The sequence below is a fragment of the Marinobacterium sp. xm-d-530 genome, assembly GCF_013283365.1.
Lineage (GTDB): Bacteria > Pseudomonadota > Gammaproteobacteria > Pseudomonadales > Balneatricaceae > Marinobacterium_E.
The window spans coordinates 194,178-218,408 of the sequence record NZ_WBYM01000005.1; the positions used below are offsets into that span (position 1 = coordinate 194,178).

At 48.9% G+C, this 24,231-nt stretch carries 26 protein-coding genes; 7 read left to right on the forward strand and 19 right to left on the reverse strand.

Going from position 1 to position 24,231, the window contains the following annotated elements; translation table 11 throughout:
• Positions 1 to 8 precede the first annotated feature (8 nt).
• The 5 genes from urtE to urtA form a co-directional block, all read right to left on the reverse strand.
• Complete coding sequence (gene urtE, locus XMD530_RS09860; RefSeq protein ID WP_173484043.1) at positions 9 to 704, reverse strand: urea ABC transporter ATP-binding subunit UrtE; 696 nt, start codon at positions 702 to 704, stop codon at positions 9 to 11.
• A gap of 4 nt (positions 705 to 708) precedes the next feature.
• Complete coding sequence (urtD, locus tag XMD530_RS09865) at positions 709 to 1,545, reverse strand: urea ABC transporter ATP-binding protein UrtD (RefSeq protein ID WP_173484044.1); 837 nt, start codon at positions 1,543 to 1,545, stop codon at positions 709 to 711.
• The gene (urtC, locus tag XMD530_RS09870; RefSeq protein WP_173484045.1) at positions 1,545 to 2,627 is read right to left on the reverse strand and encodes an urea ABC transporter permease subunit UrtC; all 1,083 of its coding nucleotides are present in this window, start codon (positions 2,625 to 2,627) and stop codon (positions 1,545 to 1,547) included. The genes urtD and urtC overlap by 1 nt, the downstream gene beginning before the upstream one ends.
• A 4-nt stretch (positions 2,628 to 2,631) precedes the next feature.
• On the reverse strand, positions 2,632 to 4,245 hold the full coding sequence (gene urtB / locus XMD530_RS09875) for an urea ABC transporter permease subunit UrtB (protein ID WP_173507107.1): 1,614 nt from the start codon (positions 4,243 to 4,245) through the stop codon (positions 2,632 to 2,634).
• Positions 4,246 to 4,314: 69 nt separating this feature from the next.
• The gene (gene urtA / locus XMD530_RS09880; RefSeq protein ID WP_173507108.1) at positions 4,315 to 5,598 is read right to left on the reverse strand and encodes an urea ABC transporter substrate-binding protein; all 1,284 of its coding nucleotides are present in this window, start codon (positions 5,596 to 5,598) and stop codon (positions 4,315 to 4,317) included.
• Between the two features lie 304 nt (positions 5,599 to 5,902).
• Between urtA and XMD530_RS09885 the strand changes: the two genes are divergently transcribed.
• Entirely contained in the window at positions 5,903 to 6,253 is a 351-nt protein-coding gene (locus XMD530_RS09885; protein WP_173507109.1) for a hypothetical protein, read from the forward strand.
• Between the two features lie 36 nt (positions 6,254 to 6,289).
• On the opposite strand, the gene XMD530_RS09890 is transcribed toward XMD530_RS09885, so the two are convergent.
• The 3 genes from XMD530_RS09890 to uraH form a co-directional block, all read right to left on the reverse strand.
• Complete coding sequence (locus XMD530_RS09890) at positions 6,290 to 7,588, reverse strand: uracil-xanthine permease family protein (protein WP_217363822.1); 1,299 nt, start codon at positions 7,586 to 7,588, stop codon at positions 6,290 to 6,292.
• 221 nt (positions 7,589 to 7,809) lie between these two features.
• Entirely contained in the window at positions 7,810 to 8,532 is a 723-nt protein-coding gene (locus tag XMD530_RS11370; protein WP_173483643.1) for a GntR family transcriptional regulator, read from the reverse strand.
• A gap of 15 nt (positions 8,533 to 8,547) precedes the next feature.
• The gene (gene uraH, locus XMD530_RS09900; protein WP_173507110.1) at positions 8,548 to 8,904 is read right to left on the reverse strand and encodes a hydroxyisourate hydrolase; all 357 of its coding nucleotides are present in this window, start codon (positions 8,902 to 8,904) and stop codon (positions 8,548 to 8,550) included.
• A gap of 194 nt (positions 8,905 to 9,098) precedes the next feature.
• Between uraH and puuE the strand changes: the two genes are divergently transcribed.
• The 6 genes from puuE (at position 9,099) to XMD530_RS09930 (ending at position 14,401) form a co-directional block, all read left to right on the forward strand.
• Positions 9,099 to 10,007 (forward strand): allantoinase PuuE, encoded by a 909-nt coding sequence (gene puuE, locus XMD530_RS09905; RefSeq protein WP_173481080.1) that lies wholly within the window; start codon positions 9,099 to 9,101, stop codon positions 10,005 to 10,007.
• Entirely contained in the window at positions 10,007 to 10,528 is a 522-nt protein-coding gene (uraD, locus tag XMD530_RS09910; protein WP_217363823.1) for a 2-oxo-4-hydroxy-4-carboxy-5-ureidoimidazoline decarboxylase, read from the forward strand. The genes puuE and uraD overlap by 1 nt, the downstream gene beginning before the upstream one ends.
• Positions 10,529 to 10,538: 10 nt before the next feature.
• Positions 10,539 to 11,525 (forward strand): allantoicase, encoded by a 987-nt coding sequence (gene alc, locus XMD530_RS09915; RefSeq protein WP_173481081.1) that lies wholly within the window; start codon positions 10,539 to 10,541, stop codon positions 11,523 to 11,525.
• 12 nt (positions 11,526 to 11,537) lie between these two features.
• Positions 11,538 to 12,056: an ureidoglycolate lyase gene (locus tag XMD530_RS09920; RefSeq protein ID WP_173483639.1), complete on the forward strand. Its 519-nt coding sequence runs from the start codon at positions 11,538 to 11,540 to the stop codon at positions 12,054 to 12,056.
• An 8-nt stretch (positions 12,057 to 12,064) separates the two neighbouring features.
• Positions 12,065 to 13,243 carry a urate hydroxylase PuuD gene (locus XMD530_RS09925; protein WP_173507111.1) on the forward strand — a complete coding sequence of 393 codons (1,179 nt, stop codon included), beginning with the start codon at positions 12,065 to 12,067 and terminating at the stop codon, positions 13,241 to 13,243.
• A 261-nt stretch (positions 13,244 to 13,504) separates the two neighbouring features.
• Positions 13,505 to 14,401 carry a prenyltransferase gene (locus tag XMD530_RS09930; protein WP_173484050.1) on the forward strand — a complete coding sequence of 299 codons (897 nt, stop codon included), beginning with the start codon at positions 13,505 to 13,507 and terminating at the stop codon, positions 14,399 to 14,401.
• Between the two features lie 207 nt (positions 14,402 to 14,608).
• On the opposite strand, the gene XMD530_RS09935 is transcribed toward XMD530_RS09930, so the two are convergent.
• The 11 genes from XMD530_RS09935 to recQ all read right to left on the reverse strand — a co-directional run bounded on the left by XMD530_RS09935 (position 14,609) and on the right by recQ (position 24,195).
• Positions 14,609 to 15,040 carry a hypothetical protein gene (locus XMD530_RS09935; RefSeq protein WP_173481085.1) on the reverse strand — a complete coding sequence of 144 codons (432 nt, stop codon included), beginning with the start codon at positions 15,038 to 15,040 and terminating at the stop codon, positions 14,609 to 14,611.
• Between the two features lie 11 nt (positions 15,041 to 15,051).
• The gene (gene soxA, locus XMD530_RS09940; RefSeq protein ID WP_173481086.1) at positions 15,052 to 15,912 is read right to left on the reverse strand and encodes a sulfur oxidation c-type cytochrome SoxA; all 861 of its coding nucleotides are present in this window, start codon (positions 15,910 to 15,912) and stop codon (positions 15,052 to 15,054) included.
• A gap of 24 nt (positions 15,913 to 15,936) precedes the next feature.
• Complete coding sequence (soxZ, locus tag XMD530_RS09945) at positions 15,937 to 16,248, reverse strand: thiosulfate oxidation carrier complex protein SoxZ (protein WP_173481087.1); 312 nt, start codon at positions 16,246 to 16,248, stop codon at positions 15,937 to 15,939.
• Between the two features lie 27 nt (positions 16,249 to 16,275).
• A complete protein-coding gene (gene soxY, locus XMD530_RS09950; protein ID WP_254442920.1) occupies positions 16,276 to 16,728 on the reverse strand; it encodes a thiosulfate oxidation carrier protein SoxY in 453 nt (150 codons plus the stop codon).
• A gap of 31 nt (positions 16,729 to 16,759) precedes the next feature.
• A complete protein-coding gene (gene soxX, locus XMD530_RS09955; RefSeq protein ID WP_173481089.1) occupies positions 16,760 to 17,116 on the reverse strand; it encodes a sulfur oxidation c-type cytochrome SoxX in 357 nt (118 codons plus the stop codon).
• An 82-nt stretch (positions 17,117 to 17,198) separates the two neighbouring features.
• On the reverse strand, positions 17,199 to 18,227 hold the full coding sequence (locus XMD530_RS09960) for a c-type cytochrome (protein WP_173481090.1): 1,029 nt from the start codon (positions 18,225 to 18,227) through the stop codon (positions 17,199 to 17,201).
• Positions 18,211 to 19,551: a sulfite dehydrogenase gene (gene soxC, locus XMD530_RS09965; protein ID WP_173481091.1), complete on the reverse strand. Its 1,341-nt coding sequence runs from the start codon at positions 19,549 to 19,551 to the stop codon at positions 18,211 to 18,213. Before soxC ends, XMD530_RS09960 begins: the two co-directional genes overlap by 17 nt.
• 291 nt (positions 19,552 to 19,842) lie before the next feature.
• Positions 19,843 to 20,775 carry a tRNA 2-thiocytidine(32) synthetase TtcA gene (ttcA, locus tag XMD530_RS09970; RefSeq protein ID WP_173481092.1) on the reverse strand — a complete coding sequence of 311 codons (933 nt, stop codon included), beginning with the start codon at positions 20,773 to 20,775 and terminating at the stop codon, positions 19,843 to 19,845.
• 79 nt (positions 20,776 to 20,854) lie between these two features.
• Positions 20,855 to 21,643: a hypothetical protein gene (locus XMD530_RS09975; protein ID WP_173481093.1), complete on the reverse strand. Its 789-nt coding sequence runs from the start codon at positions 21,641 to 21,643 to the stop codon at positions 20,855 to 20,857.
• Entirely contained in the window at positions 21,643 to 22,062 is a 420-nt protein-coding gene (locus XMD530_RS09980) for a YqaA family protein (protein WP_173495460.1), read from the reverse strand. The genes XMD530_RS09975 and XMD530_RS09980 overlap by 1 nt, the downstream gene beginning before the upstream one ends.
• Positions 22,063 to 22,068: 6 nt before the next feature.
• Complete coding sequence (gene recQ, locus XMD530_RS09985; protein WP_173483518.1) at positions 22,069 to 24,195, reverse strand: DNA helicase RecQ; 2,127 nt, start codon at positions 24,193 to 24,195, stop codon at positions 22,069 to 22,071.
• Between the last annotated feature and the right edge of the window lie 36 nt (positions 24,196 to 24,231).

Here is a 24,231-nt window from a genome sequence, read left to right on the forward strand (position 1 = left end):
AATATCCCTTAAACCGTTAGATACTTTGAAACCAATGTATCATCAAGTTGATCCATTGAGCCAGCAGCAACATTGCGACCGCGATCTAGCAGTGTGAACACATCTCCGACTTTGCGAGCAAACGGGAGCTTCTGCTCAACGAGCAGAACAGTCAGCCCAAGCTCTTGGTTCAATTGGCGAATGATATCGCCGATCTGCTGGACAATATTGGGCTGAATACCTTCAGTAGGCTCATCCAGAATCAACAATTTTGGATTGACTACGAGTGCTCGAGCAATGGCTAACTGTTGCTGTTGTCCACCACTCAAATCCCCACCACGACGAGCCAGCATCTCTTTTAAAACGGGGAATAGATCAAAAATATAGTCCGGTATTTTGCGTGCACCGCGCGGCAATACAGGCAATCCGATCTGTAGATTCTCCTCAACCGTCATCAACGGAAAAATTTGACGACCCTGTGGCACATAACCAATACCAATATAGGGGCGCTTTTCAACGCTAAGCTTAGAGATATCCTCCCCCATGAAACGAATCTCACCCTGTTTGATCTTGTTGTGCCCCATTACACAGTCCAACAGAGTCGTTTTGCCAACACCATTGCGCCCCATTAAGACACTGCACTCACCCTCTTGAACAGCAAGATCAAGATCCCAAAGGGTGTGACTTTCACCGTAAAACTGATTCACTTTGTTAAGTTCAAGCATCCCACTACTCTCCAAGGTAGACCTGCTTCACGCGGTCGTCATTCTGAACTTGATCCATGGTACCCTCGGCTAACACCGAACCCTGATGCAGCACGCTCACGGTGCGACCACCTTCGGCTAGGTTTCGAACAAACTCCATATCGTGTTCAACCACCACCACTGAGTGTTTTCCGGCCAACGAGATCAGCAGCTCTGCGGTCTTGTCCATCTCTTGGTGAGTCATGCCCGCCACGGGTTCGTCCACCAGAAGAAGTCGTGGCCGCTGCATTAACAGCATGCCGATCTCTAACCACTGCTTCTGTCCGTGGGACAGAGCACCTGCCAGTTTAAAACTGTGCTCCGCCAAACCGATGAGCTGCTGCACGTCGGCAATTCGATCCGACTGTTCAGAGCTTAGCTTGGCAGTATAAAGCGAGATGAAATCTCGATTTTGTGCCATCGCCAACTCCAGGTTGGCAAACACCGATAGGTTCTCAAACACCGTCGGTTTCTGGAACTTGCGCCCTATTCCTGCCTCAGCAATGGCTGGTTCATCCATGTTGAGCAGATCAATCGTTTGACCAAAATAGGCGGTGCCTGTATCGGGTTTTGTTTTACCGGTAATAATATCCATCATGGTCGTTTTGCCAGCACCATTTGGCCCGATGATGCAGCGTAACTCCCCATCTCGTATGTAGAGATTGAGATCATTAATCGCCTTAAAGCCATCAAAGCTAACCGATAACCCTTCCAAATAGAGAAGAATCTGTTTGTCGACATTGAGTCGTTCGCTCTGTGCGGCATTCACAATATCGAACACCTGATCACGACGCATAAACTCCTGCAGTGAGAATCCAGACATTAGACGCTCTCCTTTTTACGAATCAGTCCCACTACCCCTTTGGGTAAAAAGAGCGTGACTAGTACAAATAGACCACCCAGAGCGAACAGCCAAACATCGGGCAACTCGACGGTGAAGTAAGATTTTGCATAGTTAATTAACAGCGCACCGATCACCGCGCCATAGAGCGAGGCACGACCACCCACCGCGACCCAGACCACGACCTCAATGGAGTTCAGAGGCGAAAATTCATTCGGGTTGATGATGCCCACTTGAGGCACGTAGAGTGCACCGGCGACGCCGGCAATCATGGCCGAGATAGTAAATACCCAGAGTTTTATGTTCTCCACACGGTAACCCATAAAGCGAGCACGCGATTCAGAATCTCGCACTGCGACACAGGCTCTGCCCGCGCGGCTTTCAGTTAACGCACGACTGATCAAATATCCGACCATTAAAGCCACAGCACTGGCAATAAAGAGTCCTATCTTGGTCGCATCATCAGACAGACTGAATCCGATAATGTCTTTAAAGTCGGTCAGGCCGTTGTTACCACCAAACCCCATCTCGTTGCGATAAAACGCCAACATTAATGCGTAGGTTAACGCTTGAGTGATGATCGACAGGTAGACCCCTGAAACGCGAGAACGAAAAGCCAGAGCGCCAAAGACATAAGCCAGCAACCCTGGTACCAATAGGACCATTAAGGCTGCGAACCAGAACTGATCAAAACCGCTCCAGAACCAGGGAAGCTCCTGCCAGTTTAGGAAGACCATAAAGTCCGGCAGATCGGGATTCCCATAGACACCTCGATCACCAATTTGACGCATTAGGTACATACCCATTGCGTATCCGCCCAACGCAAAGAATGCCGCATGCCCTAGAGTAAGGATGCCCAAATAGCCCCAAACCAGATCGACTGCAACCGCTAGAAGCGCCAGCGTCAGGTATTTACCCAGTAGAGAGATGGTATAAGTCGGCACATGAAGAGCTGAATCCGCTGGCAGACTGTTCAGCACCGGAACCGCAACAATCAGAGCGATCAAGAGGCCAATAAGCCAACGTCCGCCCTTATCATTTTTAAGAATCTGTAATAGAAACATCGAATTAACCCTCCGCTGCTCGACCGCGTTGTGGGAACAAGCCACGTGGACGTTTTTGGATAAAGAGGATGATGAACACAAGCACGAGAATTTTCGCTAACACTGCACCCGCCCAAGGCTCCATGACCTTGTTTGCCAGTCCTAAGCTCAAGCCTGCAACCAGGGTTCCCCAGAGGTTTCCGACACCACCAAAGACCACCACCATAAAGGAGTCGATGATGTAGGCCTGGCCTAAATTGGGCCCCACATTGGTCAGCTGTGAAAGCGCTACACCGGCCACACCGGCAACGCCCGACCCCAAACCAAAGGTCATCGCATCAACCCACTCAGAGCGAACGCCCATAGCACGAGCCATCGCACGGTTCTGTGATACCGCTCGTACCTGAAGACCCAAGCGGGTTCGCTTCATGACTAGCGACAGAGCAACAAAGACAAACAGACAGAAGAAGATGATGTAAAGACGACTCTCTGTTAGCGAGAGAAGTGGATTGATCTCTATAGAACCGGCCATCCATGAGGGTGTTTCAACACTACGGTTCAGTGGTGAGAAGATCGAGCGCACGGCTTGTTGTAATACCAGTGAGATACCGAAGGTCGCCAACAGCGTTTCCAGCGGTCGACCGTATAAGAAGCGAATCACACCTCGTTCAATCGCAATACCTACCAGACCAGAGACAACAAACGCTGCTGGAATGGCGACAAATAGGGAGTACTCAATCGAGTTAGGCATCAATAGTTGCACGACATAGGTCGTGTAGGCGCCGATCATGATCAGCTCACCATGGGCCATATTAATAACCCCCATCACACCAAAGGTGATGGCCAAGCCAATTCCAGCAAGTACCAATACCGACCCCAAACTAAGTCCAAAGTAGACAGTCTCAACACCCGAGTAGAAAGAGGCCTGATCTTGGTGAGTCTGTATAGCCTTATTAGCAGCCGCAACAAGCACCTCATCACTGGAGCGCTCAACAAACTGTGTCAGTGCCGCCAGAGCCGCGGGCTCAAGGGTATCCGCAAGTGTTGTAATGGCTTTCGCTGCTCGTGTTGTGTTATCACCGTTTAGGTCCGCCACAGCTAGCACGATATTAAAGGCCTCTAGAACAGAGGAATCGGATTCAGACTTGATGAGCTCACGCAATTGACCCACCACCTCTGGAGTTGCGGTTCCAATCAAATCCAGGGCAGCACTGCGTCGATCCGCTGGACTCTCTGCAAGCAGAGCCGCGGTTGAAAGCAGCGCACCAAATTCAGAACGCAAAGTGTTATTGATACTGACACGTTTAAAGTGGCGCTTATTGTCGATCACAACCAAACTGCCATCACGCAGCCTGATTGCCTCAGCCCCCTTTTCAGCCTTCTCAACTCGATAGAGCTGCTTCTCTTTTTTGTGGTAGTAGAGTTGGCTGTCGAGCATCAGTTGAACTAAGGATAGGGCCTCGCCTGAACCGGTAGCCATCCAGTCGCTAATAATGCGTGATTTTTCAGTAAACTTTGCTTTTGTCAGCTTCTCTTCGTACTGATTAAACTCAGCCTCGCCTGCTAGAACTGGCAGAGCAAGCAGCGAGATGATCAGCATCAGAGAGCTTAGAAGCGATTTGCTAACAGATCGAATCATAATGAGATTCCTTACAGGTGGAAAAAAGGCGGCAGATACTGCCGCCTGGTCTTTTCTTGTTAAGAAAGATTAGAAGTTCTGACCAGAACAGGTTGCGGTCTTCACGTTGTAGTTACCGCAAGAGAGTGGCTGGCGCCAGTCTGAGATAAGGTCTTTAGAACCCTCTAGGAAGTCAGACCATGCATCACCAACCACCAAACCTGAAGTTGAAGAGACCACTTCAAATTGACCATCATCTTGGATCTCACCGATCAGAACCGGTTTAGAGATGTGGTGGTTTGGCATCATAGTGGATAGGCCACCTGTAAGGTTTGGTACAGAGACACCGATGAGAGCATCTTGGACAGCCGATGGATCCGTTGTACCAGCTTTTTCAACCGCTTTAGCCCACATGTTGAAGCCGATGTAGTGCGCTTCCATTGGGTCATTGGTTACACGATCTTCGTTACCAATGAATGAGTGCCAGTTCTCGATAAACTCATCGTTCACTTCACTATCAACGCTCATGAAGTAGTTCCAAGCAGCTAGGTGACCTACAAGCGGTCCAGTATCCATACCAGATAGCTCCTCTTCACCGACAGAGAAAGCAACCACTGGAATATCTTCAGAGCTGATGCCCTGTGAACCTAGCTCTTTGTAGAAAGGTACGTTGGCATCGCCGTTAATGGTAGAGACAACCGCAGTCTTCTTACCCGCTGAACCGAACTTTTTAATGTCCGATACAATCGACTGCCAATCAGAGTGACCGAATGGCGTGTAGTTCACCATGATGTCCTCTTCAGCAACACCCGCCGCTTTTAGGTAAGCATCCAAGATTTTGTTAGTTGTACGTGGGTAGACATAGTCAGTACCGGCTAGCACCCAACGCTCAACACCCAACTCGTTCATTAGGTAATCAACCGCTGGAATCGCCTGCTGGTTTGGCGCAGCACCTGTGTAGAAGACGTTTTTAGACGACTCTTCACCTTCGTACTGAACTGGGTAGAACATGAGGCTGTCTAGCTCTTCAATAACCGGAAGAACCGATTTACGTGACACCGATGTCCAACAACCGAAGATCGCATCTACCTTCTCTTTCTCAACTAGCTCACGCGCTTTCTCAGCAAACAGTGGCCAGTTAGACGCTGGATCGACAACCACAGGCTCAAGCTGTTTACCTAGCAAACCGCCCTTTTTGTTCTGCTCTTCGATCAGCATCAGCATGGTGTCTTTCAGTGTTGTTTCACTGATCGCCATTGTGCCCGACAGTGAGTGAAGCACGCCCACTTTGATCGTATCAGCCGCCATCACAAGATTCGTTGCAGAAACAGCTAAGGCTAGCGCAGCAGATTTAAACATAGTTGATTTAGACATCAGGGTCTTCTCCTTTGATTAGTAACCAAGATGTTTTACTTATTGCAGAGTGCGTGCCAGTTTTTAAAATTTTGGAATAATTAATTTTATTTGTGTTTTAAAACAATAGTTTAAATAATTAATATTAATCTATTTGATATTCTGATAGCTCTTTTGCAGCGCACCATTAAGTGACATTTGTGACAGAATTGCGCACCAAAAGATCGCAAAAGTAAATTTTTAAGGGTATTTTGGTGCACTTGTTTGGGGTTGTGGGATTAGCCATATAGCGGCTGACAGGCGAGAACTCAACTACGGAGCTGCCGTGACTGGCTTCAGCCTGTCATCCGCAGTCAGAAACGATCGCCTCATCTTCGATAAGGCTCCAACATCAACTCGGCACGCGAACCGTTGGAGCGGTCTTAAAAAGGCCGCGATTTTTACCGATATAAATCGCCTCATCTTCGATAAGGCTCCAACATCAATTCAGCGCGCGAGCCGTTGGAGCGGTCTTGAAAAGGCCGCGATTTTTACCGATATAAATCGCCTCATCTTCGATGAGGCTCCAACATCAATTCAGCGTGCGAACCGTTGGAGCGGTCTTGAAAAGGCCGCGATGCGTGCTGATAAAAATCGCCTCATCTGTGATAAGGCTCCAACTGAAAAGGCCCCATAAGGGGCCTTTGATCGATTAGAAAGGTAAGTTAAAAACTTACTCCTCTTCCTTCTTAGGATGAGGCATAAACAGGTTGAGTACGATGGCGCAGACTGCTGCTGGTAGAAGACCTGTTGTTAGCAGTGCTTTTACCGTACCGTCTAGGTGCTGAAGCGCTTCTGGAACCTGCATTAGACCCAAGCCAAGCGATAGCGATACCGCAAAGATCACCATGTTACGGCTGTTCCAGTCTACATCAGCCAGCATCTTCATACCTGAAGAGGCCACCATGCCGAACATCACGATAACACCACCACCCAATACTTCGATTGGCACTGTAGAGATGAGAGCAGCCACTTTAGGGATCAGACCACAGACGATCAGGAAGATCGCACCAATGGTTGCCACGTGACGACTCATCATACGCGTCATTGCGATCAGACCGACGTTTTGCGAGAAGGATGTATTTGGCAGTGCACCAGCTAGAGCAGATAGCGCTGTACCTAGACCGTCGGCATAAGTTGCGCCTTTGATCTCAGTATCAGTTGCTTCACGATCCGCACCACCTTTGGTGATACCCGATACGTCACCCACTGTCTCAATCGCAGAGATGAATGACATGAGTGCGATACCGATGATGGCACCTGCGCCGAACTCGATTCCGAATGGGAAGAGCTGTGGCAGCGCAAAGCTTGCAGCACGGCCAACGTTACCGAAGTTAACCATACCCATAAAGTAGGCCAGAACGTAACCTGCAATCAGACCGATCAAGACAGCCGCTGAGCTGATCATGCCTTTGCCGTAGAATTTCAGACCTAGGGTTACAACCACAACAGTACCGGCAACAGTCCAGTTATCTAAAGAACCAAACTCAGGCTTACCAATCGCTGGAACACCACCTGCCGCGTACTGAATACCCACTTTAAGAAGTGACAAACCGATCATCAGAACGATCAGACCTGTTACCAATGGAGGTAGAGCAAAACGAAGACGACCAATAAATGGCGCTAGCGCTGCTTGGAATAGACCACCGACTAGGACACCACCGGTCACCATAGCCATCGCTTCAACACCCTTACCCGCTACCAGTGGGATAAGAATAGGAATGAATGCGAAACTGGTACCTTGTACGATCGGAAGACGTGCACCCACAGGGCCTGCACCAATTGTCTGAAGCAGCGTTGTAACACCCGCAAGGAACATACACATCTGCATCATGTAGATCATATTAGGGAAGTCAGGTGAATTTGAACCAAAGCCAAATCCCGCTGCACCCGCAACGATGATCGCTGGGGTTACGTTTGCGATAAACATCGCCAATACGTGTTGAATGCCTAGCGGAATTGCTAGATGCATCGGTGGGGTCTAATTCGGATCGCGCATCTGCGCTGCCGAAATCTTTTCATTGCTCATTATTGCCTCCAAACAACTGCTCAATGCAGCCTTCTTATTTTTGTTAGCGCATCAAATGCCAACTTCACTAAACCATTGATATAAATGAATAAATCATTAACCAACAGGTCAGAAACTCAAGCTGTTGCACCTTTAGTGTGCATCCAATTTAACTTGACGCACCATTATGCGCCAGCTTTTTCAGTTCGGCGCCCAAACACCTTAGCCAAATTTCGGTTACCCGGTGACTCATCCAGAGCCAAACGCTCTTCAATATGATCTAGATGCTCACCCATTAAACGCTTCGCCTCCTCGGCATCACCCAGCTTCAGCGCATCCAGCAGACGACTGTGCTCATCAATGGCACAACGACTCCCCTCTTTGGCCTGATAGAGGGCGATGATTAACGAGGTTTGCGGTACCAGGGAGTGAAGAAACCCCTCCAGGGGTTTATTGCCAGAGAGGCGTGCTAACTCTAGGTGGAATTCACCCGACAAACGAATAGCCGTGCCTTTGTCGGCAGCCGCACTGCTTTTATGCTCCTGCTCGATCAGATCATAGAGTTTCTTAAACTCGTCTTTGATCGAAGAGGCACGTTCTGCCACCCTCTCAACAATGGCTAACTCCATAAGACGACGAGCATCAAGAATCTGACGAGCATCCGAGACATCGGGCTCAGCAACAAAGGCACCGCGGTTGGGTTCAAAAACCGCAACACGCTCGTGCGCTAATCGACTGAGCGTGCGTCGTATAATGGTTCTAGATACACCAAAGATTTCACCCAAGGACTCCTCTTTCAAGCGAGTACCGGGCCAGAGCCGCTGCTCTAAAATAGCGTCAAAAATCTCCTCGTAGATGTGCTGATCTTGAGTCTTAGATTTTTGACGTGTGGATTTAGGCTCAACCACTGTGAAAACTCTTACTTAGCTACCGCGGTAAGTTGAGTAGCTGTAGGGCGAGATCAGAAGCGGTACATGGTAGTGCGCCTCTTCGTCAGCAATACCGAAACGGATAACAACCTGATCCAAAAAAGCAGGCTCAGCGAGCTCAGTGCCGCGACGTCTAAAGTAATCACCCGCCATGAAGTGCAACTCATAGACCCCTTTGACACACTTCCCCTTAGGAAGAATTGGAGAATCAACACGACCGTCGTCATTCGTCACTGCAGAAACCACTTCGATTATTTGCCCCTCTTCAACCTTAAAAAGGGTTAGCTCAATCCCTTCACCAGGACAACCGTTGGCAGTGTCTAAAACATGAGTTGTTAGATAACCGTTCATATGAAATCCTCAATATTGATTAATTATGTATACCGATTTGTATACATAAAATCTAACAAATAGAGCAATAGTCGACTAAAGTCTATCGAATAATTGGCATTATCTGCATGATTAGAGCCTGTTTAATGCTTTTACGCTGTTTACCTGACTGAAAAATTGTATACAATCTGCTCATCAATATTGGAGTTTTAGGTATGAACAACTACCCTCGCGATCTGGTCGGTTACGGAAAGAATCCACCGCACGCAGCTTGGCCGAATGAATCGCGCATTGCTCTCTCATTTGTACTCAACTACGAAGAGGGAGGCGAGCGCTGCATTCTTCATGGCGACTCAGAGTCTGAAGCCTTTCTTTCGGAAATGCCTTCCGCTGTCCCCTTCCCAGGTCAACGCCATATGAGTATGGAGTCGATCTATGAGTACGGAAGTCGCGCCGGTGTATGGCGCTTATTAGATACCTTCCAAAAACGGGATATCCCTCTGACCATTTTTGGTGTTGCGACTGCATTGGAACGCCACCCTGATGTCACCCAAGCGTTCGTTGATGCTGGATATGAGATCTGTTCACACGCTCTAAAATGGATTACCTACCAAGAGATGCCGATGGAGCAAGAGCGTCAAGAGATGCAGGAAGCCATTGAGATCATCGAGCGAGTAACCGGACAACGCCCACTGGGTTGGTACACCGGTCGAGATAGCCCCAACACTCGTCAGTTAGTCATGGAGGAAGGTGGATTCCTTTACGACTCTGACTCCTACGCTGATGACCTGCCCTACTGGGTCGATGGACCGAAAGGCAAACATCTCGTTGTCCCCTACACACTGGATACCAACGATATGCGTTTTGCGCAGGTGCAAGGCTTTAATACCGGAGAGCACTTTTTCCAATACTTAAAAGACGCCTTTGATGTCCTCTACGCAGAAGGTGAGAGATCCCCTAAAATGCTATCGATCGGCATGCACTGTCGTCTACTGGGTCGCCCCGGACGCATTGCAGCACTGCAACGTTTCTTAGATTACGTACAAAGTCATGACAAGGTCTGGTACGCACGTCGCATCGATATTGCCCGCCACTGGCATCAACACCACAAACCTGAGGCTTAATGATGAGTGTCACCTTTGCATTTGGCTCACCTAGCGAGCTAACAAAACAGGAATTCGTTACCAAATTTGGTGGCATCTATGAGCACTCCGCTTGGATTGCTGAACAAGCATTTGATCAAGGGATCACAGCAGAGCACGATCTCATTGATGAGCTTCACCGATTAATGGCCGACTGTTTCTTGAGTGCTAGCCATGAGGAGCAGCTCGGTGTCATTATTGCCCACCCAGACTTAGCCGGAAAAGCGGCACGAGCAGGCAAACTAACGGCAGAATCGACGTCAGAACAGGCCAGCGCGGGCATCGATACACTAACCGACGAGGAGTTTGCTCGCTTTACCGAGCTCAATGATGCCTACAAAGCCAAATTCCAATTTCCATTTATCATGGCCGTTAAAGGGAGCAACAAACATGCAATCCTCTCTGGCTTTGAGGAGCGTATCAATAACTCGCCAGAGCAAGAGTTTGCTCAAGCGTTAGCCGAAATAAATAAAATTGCCGCATTCCGTCTGGCCGATTTGTGAGGTTGTATAGATGAACGAACAGAAACTGAAACGCTTAGTTAACCTTGCAGATGCTCGCCTAGGAGCCAAAGCGACCTTTGTTACCGATGACTGGTTCGCCGAAGTGAACCGCATGCTAAATCCTGAACCCCCTGTCTGGAAAGAGGGTGTTTACGATGATGCTGGTAAGTGGATGGATGGCTGGGAATCACGCCGCAAGCGTTTTGAAGGTTATGACTATGCAATCATTCGTCTTGGCGCACCGGGCATGATTCAAGCCATAGAGATCAACACAAACTTCTTTACCGGAAACTTTCCTCCGTCAGCTTCTGTCGATGTCTGTTACTCGCCAGATCAGGATCCAGATGATAAAACTAAGTGGTACACACTGCTTCCATCGGTCGATCTTCAGGGCGATAGCGAACACCTATTTGAAGTGAACAACGATCAGCCTTGGTCTCACGTTCGCCTAAACATCTACCCAGACGGTGGCATTGCGCGTTTCCGAGTCTATGGACGTCCGTTTATCGACTGGGATTCGGTCGACAACTCACAAAGCATCGATCTAGTCTCGGCACTGAATGGCGGTTGTGCCCTATCCTGTAGTGATGAGCATTTCGGGAAAATGGGCAACCTAACCAATCCTGGCCGTGGCGTTAATATGGGTGATGGCTGGGAGACAGCACGCCGCCGCTCACCAGGCTATGACTGGGTCATTCTGGCATTAGGTAGTCCAGGGGTTGCAGAGGAGATCGAGATCGATACTGCTCACTTTAAAGGCAACTTCCCTGACAGCTGTGACATTCAAGCGGCCTATGTTCGTGGCGGTTCACCTGAACAGATCGCCACTCAGAGCCTATTTTGGAAAACACTCTTACCTAACCAGAAGCTAAGCGCCGACTCGATTCACAAATTTTCTGTAGATCCTGAGTTTGGACCGATTACTCACGTTAAGCTCAACATCCACCCAGATGGTGGTGTGTCGCGCTTAAGAGTCTTTGGTAAACCAACCCTTTAATAGGAGTGAATGATGAGATCTCTGACCATTGAACCGTTAACAAAAGAGGCTTTTGAACCTTTTGGCCAAGTAATCGAGACGGAAGGCTCTGATCACTTTCCTATTAACAATGGCTCAACTCAGCGGTTTCATCAATTGGCAACGGTTGAACTGAATCGCCAAGAGGACCAAGCCATTATCAGTATCTTCAAGGCAGATACCTTAAGTTACCCGCTCGAAATCAAGATGCTTGAGCGCCACCCTCAGGGGAGTCAAGCCTTCATCCCGATGGAGCGCCAACGCTTTCTGATCGTCGTCGCGCCACCTGCAGATCAGCCTAACCCAAACGATATTCGCGCTTTTATTAGCAACGGGCGTCAGGGTCTGAACTACGGTAAAGGGGTGTGGCATCACCCTATCCTAGCGCTAGAGAACGGCAGTGATTTTCTGATCGTTGACCGCAAAGGCGAAGGTAATAACTGCGACGAACACTTTTTTGCTGACGGAGAGATCACTCTTCTTGATGCAGATATCAATCATTTAAACGCTTAGAGGTCGATATGGATCCGCACTACACAGAATGGCTCAACCTACTGGTCCGCTGGATACACATGATCGTTGGTATCGCGTGGATTGGTGCCTCTTTCTACTTTGTCTGGTTGGAGAACAACCTAAACCGTAAGAGTCCTAGAGAGGGTCTATCGGGCGATCTATGGGCCATCCACGGTGGTGGTATCTACCATCTAGAGAAGTACAAACTTGCCCCGCCACAGATGCCGGAAAACCTACACTGGTTTAAATGGGAAGCGTACACCACCTTCCTCTCTGGTTTTACCTTGTTGGCAGTTGTCTACTACCTAAATGCCGAGCTCTACCTACTCGCCCCTGGCTCAGGCCTAACTGCATGGGAAGGCATTGCGATCAGTATCGCGTCACTGATCGCAGGTTGGTTTATTTATGATTTCTTGTGTGAATCACCCTTAGGTAAACAACCGGCAGTGCTTGGATTGGTTCTACTGATGCTGCTGATTATTGCGGCCTGGGCCTTTACTCAGGTGTTCAGTGGTCGTGCTGCCTACATTCACATCGGCGCCATTACCGGCACCATGATGGTGGGTAACGTATTCCGCGTCATCATGCCGGGACAGCGTGATCTGGTTGCAGCAATTAAAGAGGGTCGCGAACCTGATCCAAAACAGCCCGCTCGTGCCCTGCTTCGCTCTCGCCACAACAACTACCTGACGCTGCCAGTGCTGTTCATTATGATCAGCAACCACTACCCAAGCACCTATGGCCATGAGTGGAACTGGGTCATTCTATTTGCGATTGCGTTGTTGAGTGTCGGTGTTCGCCACTACTTCAATACCCGCCACGAGAGTCAAAAATTTGCATGGACACTCCCCTTCGCGGCTCTGGGTATGATCTGCCTTGCTTATGTGACGCACCCTAATCGAGGTATGGAAGCTACCCTAAGCAGTAACAACGTCACCCTGGCGCAAGCGACTCAGATCGTCAATGAGCGCTGCACTAGCTGTCACGCTAAGAACCCAACCAGTGAGATGTTCACTGCTCCCCCTGCCGGTGTCATTCTGGAGACAGAAGAGGATGTTCTAATGAGCGCTGCACGCATTCATGCACAGTCTGTCGCGACTCAGGCGATGCCTTTAGGCAACCTAACGGGCATGCTACCGGAAGAGCGCGTCATGCTTGGGCAGTGGTTTAACTCTTTAGAGAAATAGTTGAGTAATGGGGTCAGACCGAAGGTCAGACCCCAATCGCCTCATCTTGGATAAGGCTCCAACAAAAGCATCCAGTTGGAGCGGTCTTGCAAAGGCCGCGATACTCTGAAAAAAATCGCCTCATCTTCGATAAGGCTCCAACAAAAGCATCCTGTTGGAGCGGTCTTGCAAAGGCCGCGATACTCATCCATCCAATCACATTCGCTTCGGCTTCGCCTAGATTCTACAATAGGGACACCAACCTTATAGAGGCTCCCAGCTGTGAACCGTCGAATTGCCACTCTGATTGCGACTGCACGACCCAACTTCTTAATCCTTACCTTCGTCTGTGTCTTGTTAGGCATCGCAACGGCGAGCCAGGTCACATCCATAAATCTTGGATTAGCTGCACTAGTTCTTATCACTGCGCTATTGGCTCACATAAGCGTCAACATGCTCAATGAGTACCATGACTACTGCTCAGGCTTAGACTTAACCACTGATCGAACCCCCTTCAGTGGCGGCAGTGGTGCGCTTCCCAGCCATCCTGAGTCTGCTAAAGAGGTTAAAAGTGTCGCATTAACACTGCTTTCACTGTGCACGCTGTCTGGGCTCTATTTAATGCAACAGAACCTTGCTCTGTTAATGCCTTTGGGGATTTTGGGTCTCTTTATTGTTTTAACCTACACCCCGGTACTGAACAGACACCCAATCGCTTGCCTAATCTCTGCGGGAATTGGCTTTGGGCCGATCATGGTTTTGGGTACCCACATTAGCCTGACCGGCGGTCTGGCAGAGCAGGCTGTGCTGGCGTCCATCATTCCATTCTGTCTAGTGAACAATTTACTGCTATTGAATCAATACCCGGATATCGATGCAGACAGTGCCTCAGGCCGATACCACCTGCTCATCGCTTATGGACGCCATACCGGCGCCAAGGTATACACCCTATTTAACTCGGTTATGATCGCTGGGATGGTACTGCTTATTCAGACAATGGGAACAGATCTATTTGGGCTACTAGTTGGTGTGGTTGTTTCAACCGCCGCGATCAGGCTCTCTATTTTGGTTTTAAACAATGCCGCTAATCAGACGAAACTCAATCAATTGATGGGCCCCAATGTTGCGCTCACACTGGCTACACCTACGATGTTATCGATCTTAATGATGTGGAGTTAAGGCAAAAAAATGGGGCCAAAGGCCCCAAAGATCACTGCGAAAACGGTTAAATCATTCACAAGAAGAGAGTGATAAATCACGCTCTGGAAAGATGTAAGTATCATAGCACCATTATTACCAAAAACAATAACCTAATCACAAAATGTCATATAAAATTTTGGCACAAAAAAACCCGGCACAATAACCGGGTTTTTGTAAGGAATATGATTAGTTCAACGGAGGAACTGCATCAATCCAATGTTTTTCAGCGTAGTCACGCTGCTCTACACCCTTACGTGCTTGGTAGTGAGCACGAGCAGCAAGATCCATTGCTTTCTGGAATTCACCAGCAGCAATCGCCTCTTTAGACTCTTTCAAGTACTTTTTAGTATCACGCCAAGCAAAGCCTGCTTCTTGTGACTCTTTGTACTTAGCCTTAGCAGCATCGAATAGTGCTTGAGCATTTTCAGCGTTAGCTGGTTTCGATGCCAAAGCTTCTTCGATTGTCTGTGTGCTGTACTTCTTGCCGTTCCATTCAAACGTGCCGTTAGCACCTTGAAGGGCACGAGCTGCATCAAATGCTTCACTGAAGCTTTGAGCAGAAGCCATAGAGCTCAGTGTAAGTGCAGCAACAGCTGCGATCGAAATGATCTTTTTCATCTGTTTGCCCCTTACTTACGTGCGCCAGGACCGTTAACGATGAGACCGTTAGACATGTAAGTCTGGAAGTACTCAAGGTTACGGAAAGTTTCGCTTTGTGGCTTCAAGTACTCTGAACGAGAGTCACGGTGACAGCCTTCGTAACGACGGTGTAGTGTACCGATGTTACCCCATTTAGAACGTACTACAGGGAAGTGTGTAGTGTGTCCTAGCGCTGGGCTTGGAAGGTCGGCACGGACCAAACGGTTAGTACCAGTCAAGTGACAGTCAGCACATGATAGGTTCAACTGACCACGCTTAGAGTAGAAGAACTTCTTACCATCAAGGTAAGCTGCTTTCGCCTCATCATTTGGAATCTCAATTGCAAACTCGTTGCCGCGTGAAGTGTAGGCCATGTATGCAGAGATCTCTGCAATAGCACCCTTCTTCCAGCCTAGTGGCTTCTCACCGTTTGTCATACGACACTCGTTGATAGCCATTTCTAGAGTTACAACTGTTTTACGCTCGTCGTTCCAGTAAGGGAAGTTTTGACGAATGCCAATACCACCGTTTTCGAAACAGTCAGCGTAACCTTTGCCGTTTGCGAAAGGCGTATTGAATAGCTCTTCACCCTTTTCGAGGTCTAGCTCGTAAGGAGGGAACTCTTCAATCTCTTCCCACTGCGCACGAGACGCAGCGTCAACAGCATAGATACCGTTTACGTACTCACTCATTGGAGTGTCTGGGAAACGGTTTTTCATATATTCTTGCAGTGCAATGCGGTCAGCTTCTGGATCGACAGTTGCGACAGTAGCTCCCGTAGTTGCTGCCATTGCCATTTGGCTAGCAGCTGCAACACTCAAACCAAGTAGTGTGCTTTTTATTATATTCATGCGTCCTCCGTAAGCAGAGATCAATTACTTGATCTTTGCAGATTCGGTGCCAGTTGCGCCTGTGTTTTCAGACCAAGCAACAGATAGTTCTTCACCCTTAGCGCCACCTTCGAAAGTGAATGCTAGGTATGGGTTTTTAGAGATAGCTGTGTTTAGGTTCGCTTCAAACACGACTTTGCCGCCGTGAGAAACAGACACAGTATCCAGGAACTTAGCTGGGATAAGATTACCATCTTTACCCTTTTGAAGACCTGTATCCATGTTGTGTTTAGCCATCATTTTAACGGTAGTTTTACCGCCACGTGCGCTAGCTTTAACTCGAAAAATCTTAGCCATTATACTTCTCCTAATCTAAACCGCTTATTAACCGCCACAGCCACCGATAGTGACTTTAACTTCTTTGGTAGCGCTGTAAGTCTTGCCACCAGCCTTAACAACTGCAGTTACGTTAGTTGTTTTACCCATGCGTACACGAGTAGACACGTCTGCAGCAGTACCAGCAGGGATACCGAACTCAGCCGCTAGAGGCGTTGGGTTCTGCTCTACAAAGATAGCCATTGATTCAACGTTAGCCAGCTTAGATTCAACTGATACAGGTACAACTGCACCGTTCTCAGCGATATCTGGAGCTTTCAACATTACGTCAGCACTTGCTTCTGCAGCGCTTCCGTATAGTGCGTTTAGCGCATCAGCTTGTGATTTTGCGTTAAATGCATCTTTATTCCATGCAGCAACTGCCACGCGTGGCATCATTGCACCTAGACCGATTAGCGCACCGCTTGCAGCGATCGCTTTTACAACTGTACGACGATTCATGCTCATTTTACTCCACCTAAATCGAGTCTAATTAATACTGATAAATGTATTCTACGACTGCGTCGATTTCATCTTCTGTCAAAATATTATGCTTACCCATTGGTGGCATGATAGACAGAGGATTCTTCGCAGTAGCATCCCAAATTTGAGCACGAAGCTCAGCTTTATTTGGGTAGCGTGCTTTCATAGCAATAATCATAGGACCCTGGTTACCAGCTTGGTTGGTAATAGGATCTTGAATGTTGTGACAAGCAACACAGTTACCACGTGACTTACCGTGGTAGATTGCTTGGCCTTCTTTGATCATCGCTTCGCTATGTGAACCCGCGACTGCAGAACCGGTGAATGCTACACCTGCAACTGCTAGGGCTGAGATCAACTTTCGCATGGTCACTCCTTCAGTGATCGTGCACTTTCGTGCTTGTTATTATAAAAAACAGGGCGGCGTTAACCGCCCCGCCATCCGTCAATTATTGACTAGATTCTGCCATGTAGGCAACCGCATTAGCGACAGCTTCGTCAGATAGGTCCATACGACCACCTTTCGCTGGCATAATGCCGTTATCACCCTGGTAGCCATTGATCGCGTGGTCTACTAGGACATCCATACCTTGTGCGATACGTGCTTCCCATGCAGCCTGATCACCTAGCTTAGGTGCGCCTGCGATACCCATACCGTGACATGCGGCACAAGCACCTTCGTAAGTCGCCTTACCCTCTTTAGCAGCAGCTGATAGCTCAGCAGGCTTAGCAGAGTGAGACTCCTCTTCAACTTCAACACCCAGTGCTTTTAGACGCTCTTTCTCTTTCGCTTGCTCAAGAGCGTGTTGCTCTTCGTGAGAAGCGGCAGGACCGTCAGCACCTTCAACGAAGTGACCGACTGGGGTTACACCACCGATAGTACCGGTGATCATGATCGCATTAGGATCTTTACAGTCAGACATACAACGCGTGTTCTTAACATCAGGACGCGGATCTACGAAGAAATTCTCTTCGTTTGGCATCTTGATGTCAGCAAGGTTTTCATTTGTTAGTACGAAGTCATCTTCTACGATCTCGTTCATGTACAGAATGTACGCAGAGATTGCGTATGTCTCATTCGGAGTCAATGAACGTGGAGCCGTAAATGGCATCGCACGGTAGATGTAATCGTAAAGAGTCGAAGCGAAAGGCCAGTAAGAGCCTACAGTTTTAGTAGGACGGTCCTGAGCAAGAGTACCCTGACCACCTACAAGCACTGGCCAACGGCCTTCACCTTCACCAAATAGACCGTGACACACAGCACATTTAGCTTCGTAAAGACCTTCACCGTCTTCTACCGAACCTTCACCTACTGGAAGACCCATACCGTCAGGACGTACATCGATGTCCCAACCAGCGATCTCTTCAGCAGTCGCGGTACGACCGAAGCCGAATGATTCACCCGCGTTTACAGAACCAGCAACTAGTGAGCCGGCAACTGCAGCAGCAACTAGGGTTGGCTTAAGAGAGTTGAACATTCGAAACCTCCCCAGTGTTAGCAACTTTCCAAGTATGGATAGCGTTCTTGTGGTAGATAGACTCAACACCACGAACTTCACGAAGCTGCTTAAGTGTTGGCTGTACGTAACCTGTCTCATCGATCGCACGCGCTTGTAGCAACCATGGCTGACCATCCCACTTAGTCACAAGACTGAAGCGAGTCAGAGCTTTTTCAAGAACTAGACCTTTCAGGTTAGCTGGCGTCCAAGAGACACCGCCGTCGAACGAGATATCTACCTGTTTGATCTTACCACGACCAGACCATGCAAGACCTTCGATCTCGATCATGCCTGGGCTAAGGATTGGTTTTTCAGGACATGGGCTAGTGATAACCGAGTTAGTTTCCTGAACGAATGTAAAGCGACGCGCACGGCCATCAGCCATGAGGTCTGTGTACTTAGACGTCTCTTCACGGTGGTGCCAAGGCTTATCACCGACTTCAAGACGACGAAGCCATTTAATAGAGGTATTACCTTCCCAACCTGGGTTAAGAAGACGAACTGGGTAACCCTGTTCTGGACGAAGCATCTCACCGTTCTGTGCGTAAACAATCAGAGCATCATCAAGACACTTCTCGATTGGTATAGAACGAGACATGTGCGCACCGTCAGCACCTTCAGCAAGTACCCACTTACCTTCTGGTTTAACGCCCGCTTCTTCAAGAAGAACGCGTAGAGGAACACCTGTCCACTCACAGCAGCTTAGCATGCCGTGTGTAAACTGAAGCGCTTCCATCTGCGCACCACGCCACTCCATACCACCGTTCGCTGGACACTCAAGGAACTTGATGTGCGACTCAGATGGGAAGCGCATTAGATCTTCCATAGTGAAGATCAGTGGGCGCTCAACAAGGCCGTGGATGATTAGACGGTGCTCTTCAGGATTAATTGTTGGAACACCACCGTGGTAGCGCTCGAACACAAGTCCGTTTGGCGTAATGATACCTTTCAGCTCGTGAAGAGGTGTCATTGAGATTGAAGAGATAGACTCAGCTGTCAACCAAGGTACGGTACGACGAACAACATCACTTTCGAATTTCGAAGGGTTGCCGTACGGGTATTCAATAACACCGTGACCTAGCTGCTTACCCCAAGTTGGCTCATTTGGTGGCAAGTTGTTTGAGTTAAGTAGAGCATCAGATGCCGTTGCAGTGCCTGCGACACTAGCAGCAGCAACACCGCCTACAGCAGCGATACCCTTGCGGAGAAAATCACGACGATCGTTAGTAGAGAGTCCTTCTGACTCGCTCGCAAGCTGGGACATTAGCTCACGTGTCGTCGGCCCTTTGATGATTTTGGCCATCAATTGCCTCCCGGCTGTTTGTGAATTATCAAAATTAGTTCTAGCGGAACGAATTCTACGTTCCCAATCACCATATATGCAAATTAATTATAGCTATATAAAGCTTTTAGCTATAACGAATCGATATAAGTCGGTTTAGTGACAATAAAATGACAGCCAAACCCACGGAACTACAAGGATTAACCTACCACACAGGAAACTTATGACCATCAATAAGCTATCGGCATTAGCCTAAAGGACTAGTGCGGTGCAACATAATAAAAATCGGGATTTTAGAAGATTTGCAGCCTTTTACAGGGAGGTGATTTCTATCTTTTCGACCACTTGAACGGCCGACTGTTTGTCAACTGTATCGGCGTGTGATGTAGTCAATTTTAGAATGGTTGACTCATCCTCAATACCGTGAGCATATCCGGTTTTGAGGGATTTAAAATCAAACAGCTGCTCATCGGCCAGATGCGACGGAACGACATTGCACATCGCCCTGAACATAGACTCAATACGACCCGGAAACTGCTTATCCCACTGATTCAACATCTCTTTAATGGATGCACGCTGCAGATTCTCTTGCGAGCCACACAAGTTGCAAGGAATGATCGGGAAGCCCTTTATCTCAGCGTACTCGGCAATATCCTTTTCACGCGAGTAGCTCAGCGGGCGTATCACCATATTTTTTCCATCATCTGAGACCAGCTTGGGCGGCATCCCCTTCAGCTTACCGCCATGGAACATGTTTAAGAACAGCGTCTCAATAATGTCATCACGGTGATGTCCTAGCGCTATCTTGTTGGCACCGATCTCATCTGCAAAGCCATACAGCGTGCCGCGGCGCAGACGCGAGCAGAGACCACAGGTGGTCTTGCCCTCAGGAATAACCGACTTAACCACCGAGTAGGTATCTTTCTCGATGATGTGGTACTCAATATCTAAAGAGTCGAGGTAGGCTGGAAGAATGTGTTCAGGGTATCCCGGCTGTTTCTGATCCATGTTGACGGCAACCAGATCAAAGTGGATCGGCGCACTTTTCTGTAGGTTGATCAGAATATCGAGAAGCGTGTAGGAGTCTTTACCACCGGACAGACAGACCATCACCTTATCGCCCTGCTCGATCATGTTGAAGGCCTCTATCGCCTGTCCCATTTCACGTCTGAGTCGCTTATGCAGCTTATTGAAGCGAAGCTTCTGCTTGCGATTGAGCTCATCTTGCTGGGTGTCGTCTTTCATGGTCTATCCGATCTAAATAATGTTTTGCCTAGTTAAATGGCGGCGCAAGTATAACGAAAAGGCAACAAAGCGACAGCCCTTACTGATCGCCTAACGCATCGAGCCAACCTATTTCACTGGCAGTCGCGGGCCCTATGTGAGCAAAACTCAAATCGGAGGGTAATACAGCCACTCCGGGCACAAGCGGAATCCTACCCCCCATCACCTCAGCTCGAGATTGAGGATAGAGCGGCACTTGAACAGGGTCGGCAAATCCATCCGGCCAAACCGGCTCAGCGGTTTCGGGATCATAACGATCCAAAGCCCCCAAAGTATGCAGCGCCTCATGGACCGCTACAAAGTGATTCAAGCCCTGAAAACGATCTGACGCGAAACCATTTACCAGCCCGATCCTACCCTTTTGCAAACCCAAGGAGTGTTTCATGGTGCTATTAAGCGTTGGTGAATAGTAGTTCATGAAGACACGAATAGTATTGTCATCCGCATCAAACTGATCATTCCCAGCCACCCACAAGCGCATTCGCAAACCCCACCATAGAGAGTCCAAAATACTCGCAGATTCTGGCGCTTCAGGCGGAAGTGACGTGACCACAGGATAGAGCTCGACCGACAGAGGCTTTTCAAGGGGAAGACCGTAGCGCCTAGACTCATCAGAGAAGAACTGCTCGATGTCGTTAAAATCGTCATCAGATAGCGTTGCAAGGTACTCTGCTGTTGCGATCGTTTGATCCGCATTCACAGGATAGATTCGCAGTGAGACCGGCTCTTGCCAATCGGGCGTTATCGACTCACTCTGCAAGCGATTGAGCCACAACACGAGCGCCAGCAACATCAGCGCAATATAGGAGATTGTCCGCCAACTCCACATCAGACAGCGACCTCAAGCGCCAGCCATGCGATGACAAAGTAGCGTATCGACTTTCCGATCAGTATAAACAGAAAACTGCTTAGCGGATTTAGGCGCAACCAACCAGCCATTAGACAGAGCGGATCTCCCACTACAGGTAACCAAGCCAGCAGCAGTATCACAGCACCGTATTTCCCTATCAAGCGTTTCGCTCTTTGATGCTGTGGCTTGTCCAACAGTGTCAGAGGGTATTTCAGAGCGATTAACCACCCCATAAAGAAGGAGAGCATCGATCCGGCCAAATTACCGACAATCGCAGTCAAAAGAAGTGGGTAGAAGTTCGCAGGGTTTTCAGCAACGTACCATGCCAACAATAGCTCGGAACCACCGGGCAAAAGCGTTGAAGAGATAAATGCAGCGAGCAGTAACTCCCAAGCCATTCAACCCTACTCCATTGCTGCCTGAACGCAGCGTAATACGCCCAAACTGTAGACGTTAGAGAAGTGCTCAAAAACGGGTTTGAGTGACGCGCCATGTATACTTGAGCTTTCCAAAATCTGCTGCTCAATTTGACTGATCTCTGATAGAGGCAGTTCAACCACGTCCGTTAACGCGAGATCACCCAAAGCGATCCAGTGCGCCAGAATATTGAACACCTGCTGTTCGGATAGATGAACCTGCCTAGCCACTTGATCGGTGGTCATGCCAGCACGATAGAGCTGTAGCACCTCCTCCTTCTGGTAATCCACCTCTTTCTCGCGTTCATTGGAGAGCGACTCGTTAATAACCTCTAGGAAGGCATCGCCGTAGAGTTCCAGTTTACGATCACCAATCCCAGATATACGACGCATCTGAATCAGCGAGGTTGGTTTGCGCTCCACCATCTCCATCAAGGTAGCATCATGGAAGATGACATAAGGTGGCACATTTTGTTCGTCAGAGAGCTGTTTACGACAGGCTCGGAGACCTTCCCAGAGTTTAAAGTCCTGATCATCCAGCTGCATCTCTGGTTTACGAGAGCGCCCACTGGCCATCGATGTGCGCAACTTGCGTTTATCTTTGCGTAACTGGATCTCCGTCTCGCCTTTCAGCAACGGACGGCATTTCTCAGCTAAGGAGAGCGAACCATGCTCTGCAGATACTTGTACCAACCCTTGAGCCACCAGCTGTCGAAACACTGATCGCCAGGTGTTTTTATCGATCTCTTTACCAATACCCCAAACCGAGAGCTTATCGAGACCGCGATCACGCGAACGATCCGAATGTTCCGCATGTAAAATTTCGATAATCGCATTAACGCCAAACTGCTGACCGGAACGATAAATAGCCGACAGCGCTTTCCGAGCCGCCTCTGTACCATCCCATACCTCGGGGGGTTCTAGGCAGTTGTCACAGTTACCACAGGGCTGGTGCTCTGTCTCACCAAAATAGGAGAGCAACACCTGACGTCGACAACTGGTGATCTCACACAGCCCCAACATCGCCTCAAGCTTTTGTCGCTCTATACGCTTCTGCTCATCAGGCGCCTGCCCTGATTCCAACATCTGCCTTTGAAAGATCACATCCTGAAGGCCATAAACCATCCAAGCGTTGGCCGGCTCACCGTCTCGACCGGCACGACCGGTCTCTTGATAGTAGGCCTCTACCGATTTCGGTAGATCCAGATGAGCCACGAAACGAACATTGGGCTTATCGATCCCCATACCAAAAGCGATCGTCGCGACCATAATCACCCCCTCCTCCGTCAGGAATCGGTGCTGATGATGCTCACGCAGTTGTGCATTCAATCCGGCATGGTAAGGCAGTGCATTAAAACCCTTTTCAGATAGCCAAGCGGCAGTATCTTCCACACGCTTGCGGGACATGCAGTAGACCACACCGGCATCCTGGGCATGCTCGGTGCGAATAAAGTTGAGAAGCTGCTCCCTTGCACGATCCTTCTGCATGATGCGATAGCGAATATTGGGACGATCGAACCCCTTAATAAAGACACGACCGGTCTGAAGTTGCAGTTTATCAATGATCTCCTGCTGAGTTCGAGCATCCGCCGTGGCGGTCAGCGCCACCCGAGGCACATTAGGGAAACGTTCCGCTAGAGAACCTAATTGAAGATACTCAGGTCTAAAGTCATGCCCCCATTGCGAGACACAGTGCGCTTCATCAATCGCAAACAGAGCAAGTTGTGATTGCTGCAACAGTGACAGGGTTCTTGGTTGAAGAAGGCGCTCGGGTGCGACATAAAGCAGATCCAGCTCACCATTTAACAGCGCCTGCTCTGTGGCCTGTAACTGGTTAAAATCGATGGCCGAATTGAGACAACCTGCGCGTATACCTAACTGTGACAGCGCACTGACTTGATCTTGCATCAAAGCGATCAGCGGCGACACCACCACCCCAACACCCGATCTGACAAGAGCGGGTAGCTGATAACAGAGGGATTTACCTCCGCCAGTCGGCATAATCACGAGTGCATCCTGCCCCTCTAACAGGGTCTCTACGACGGACTGCTGCGGATCACGAAACTCATTAAAACCGAAGGTGTGTAACAGTTGATGGCGGGCTTGTTCAATCATGCGCTCATTATCGGATATGCCGTGGATTAAGTCACT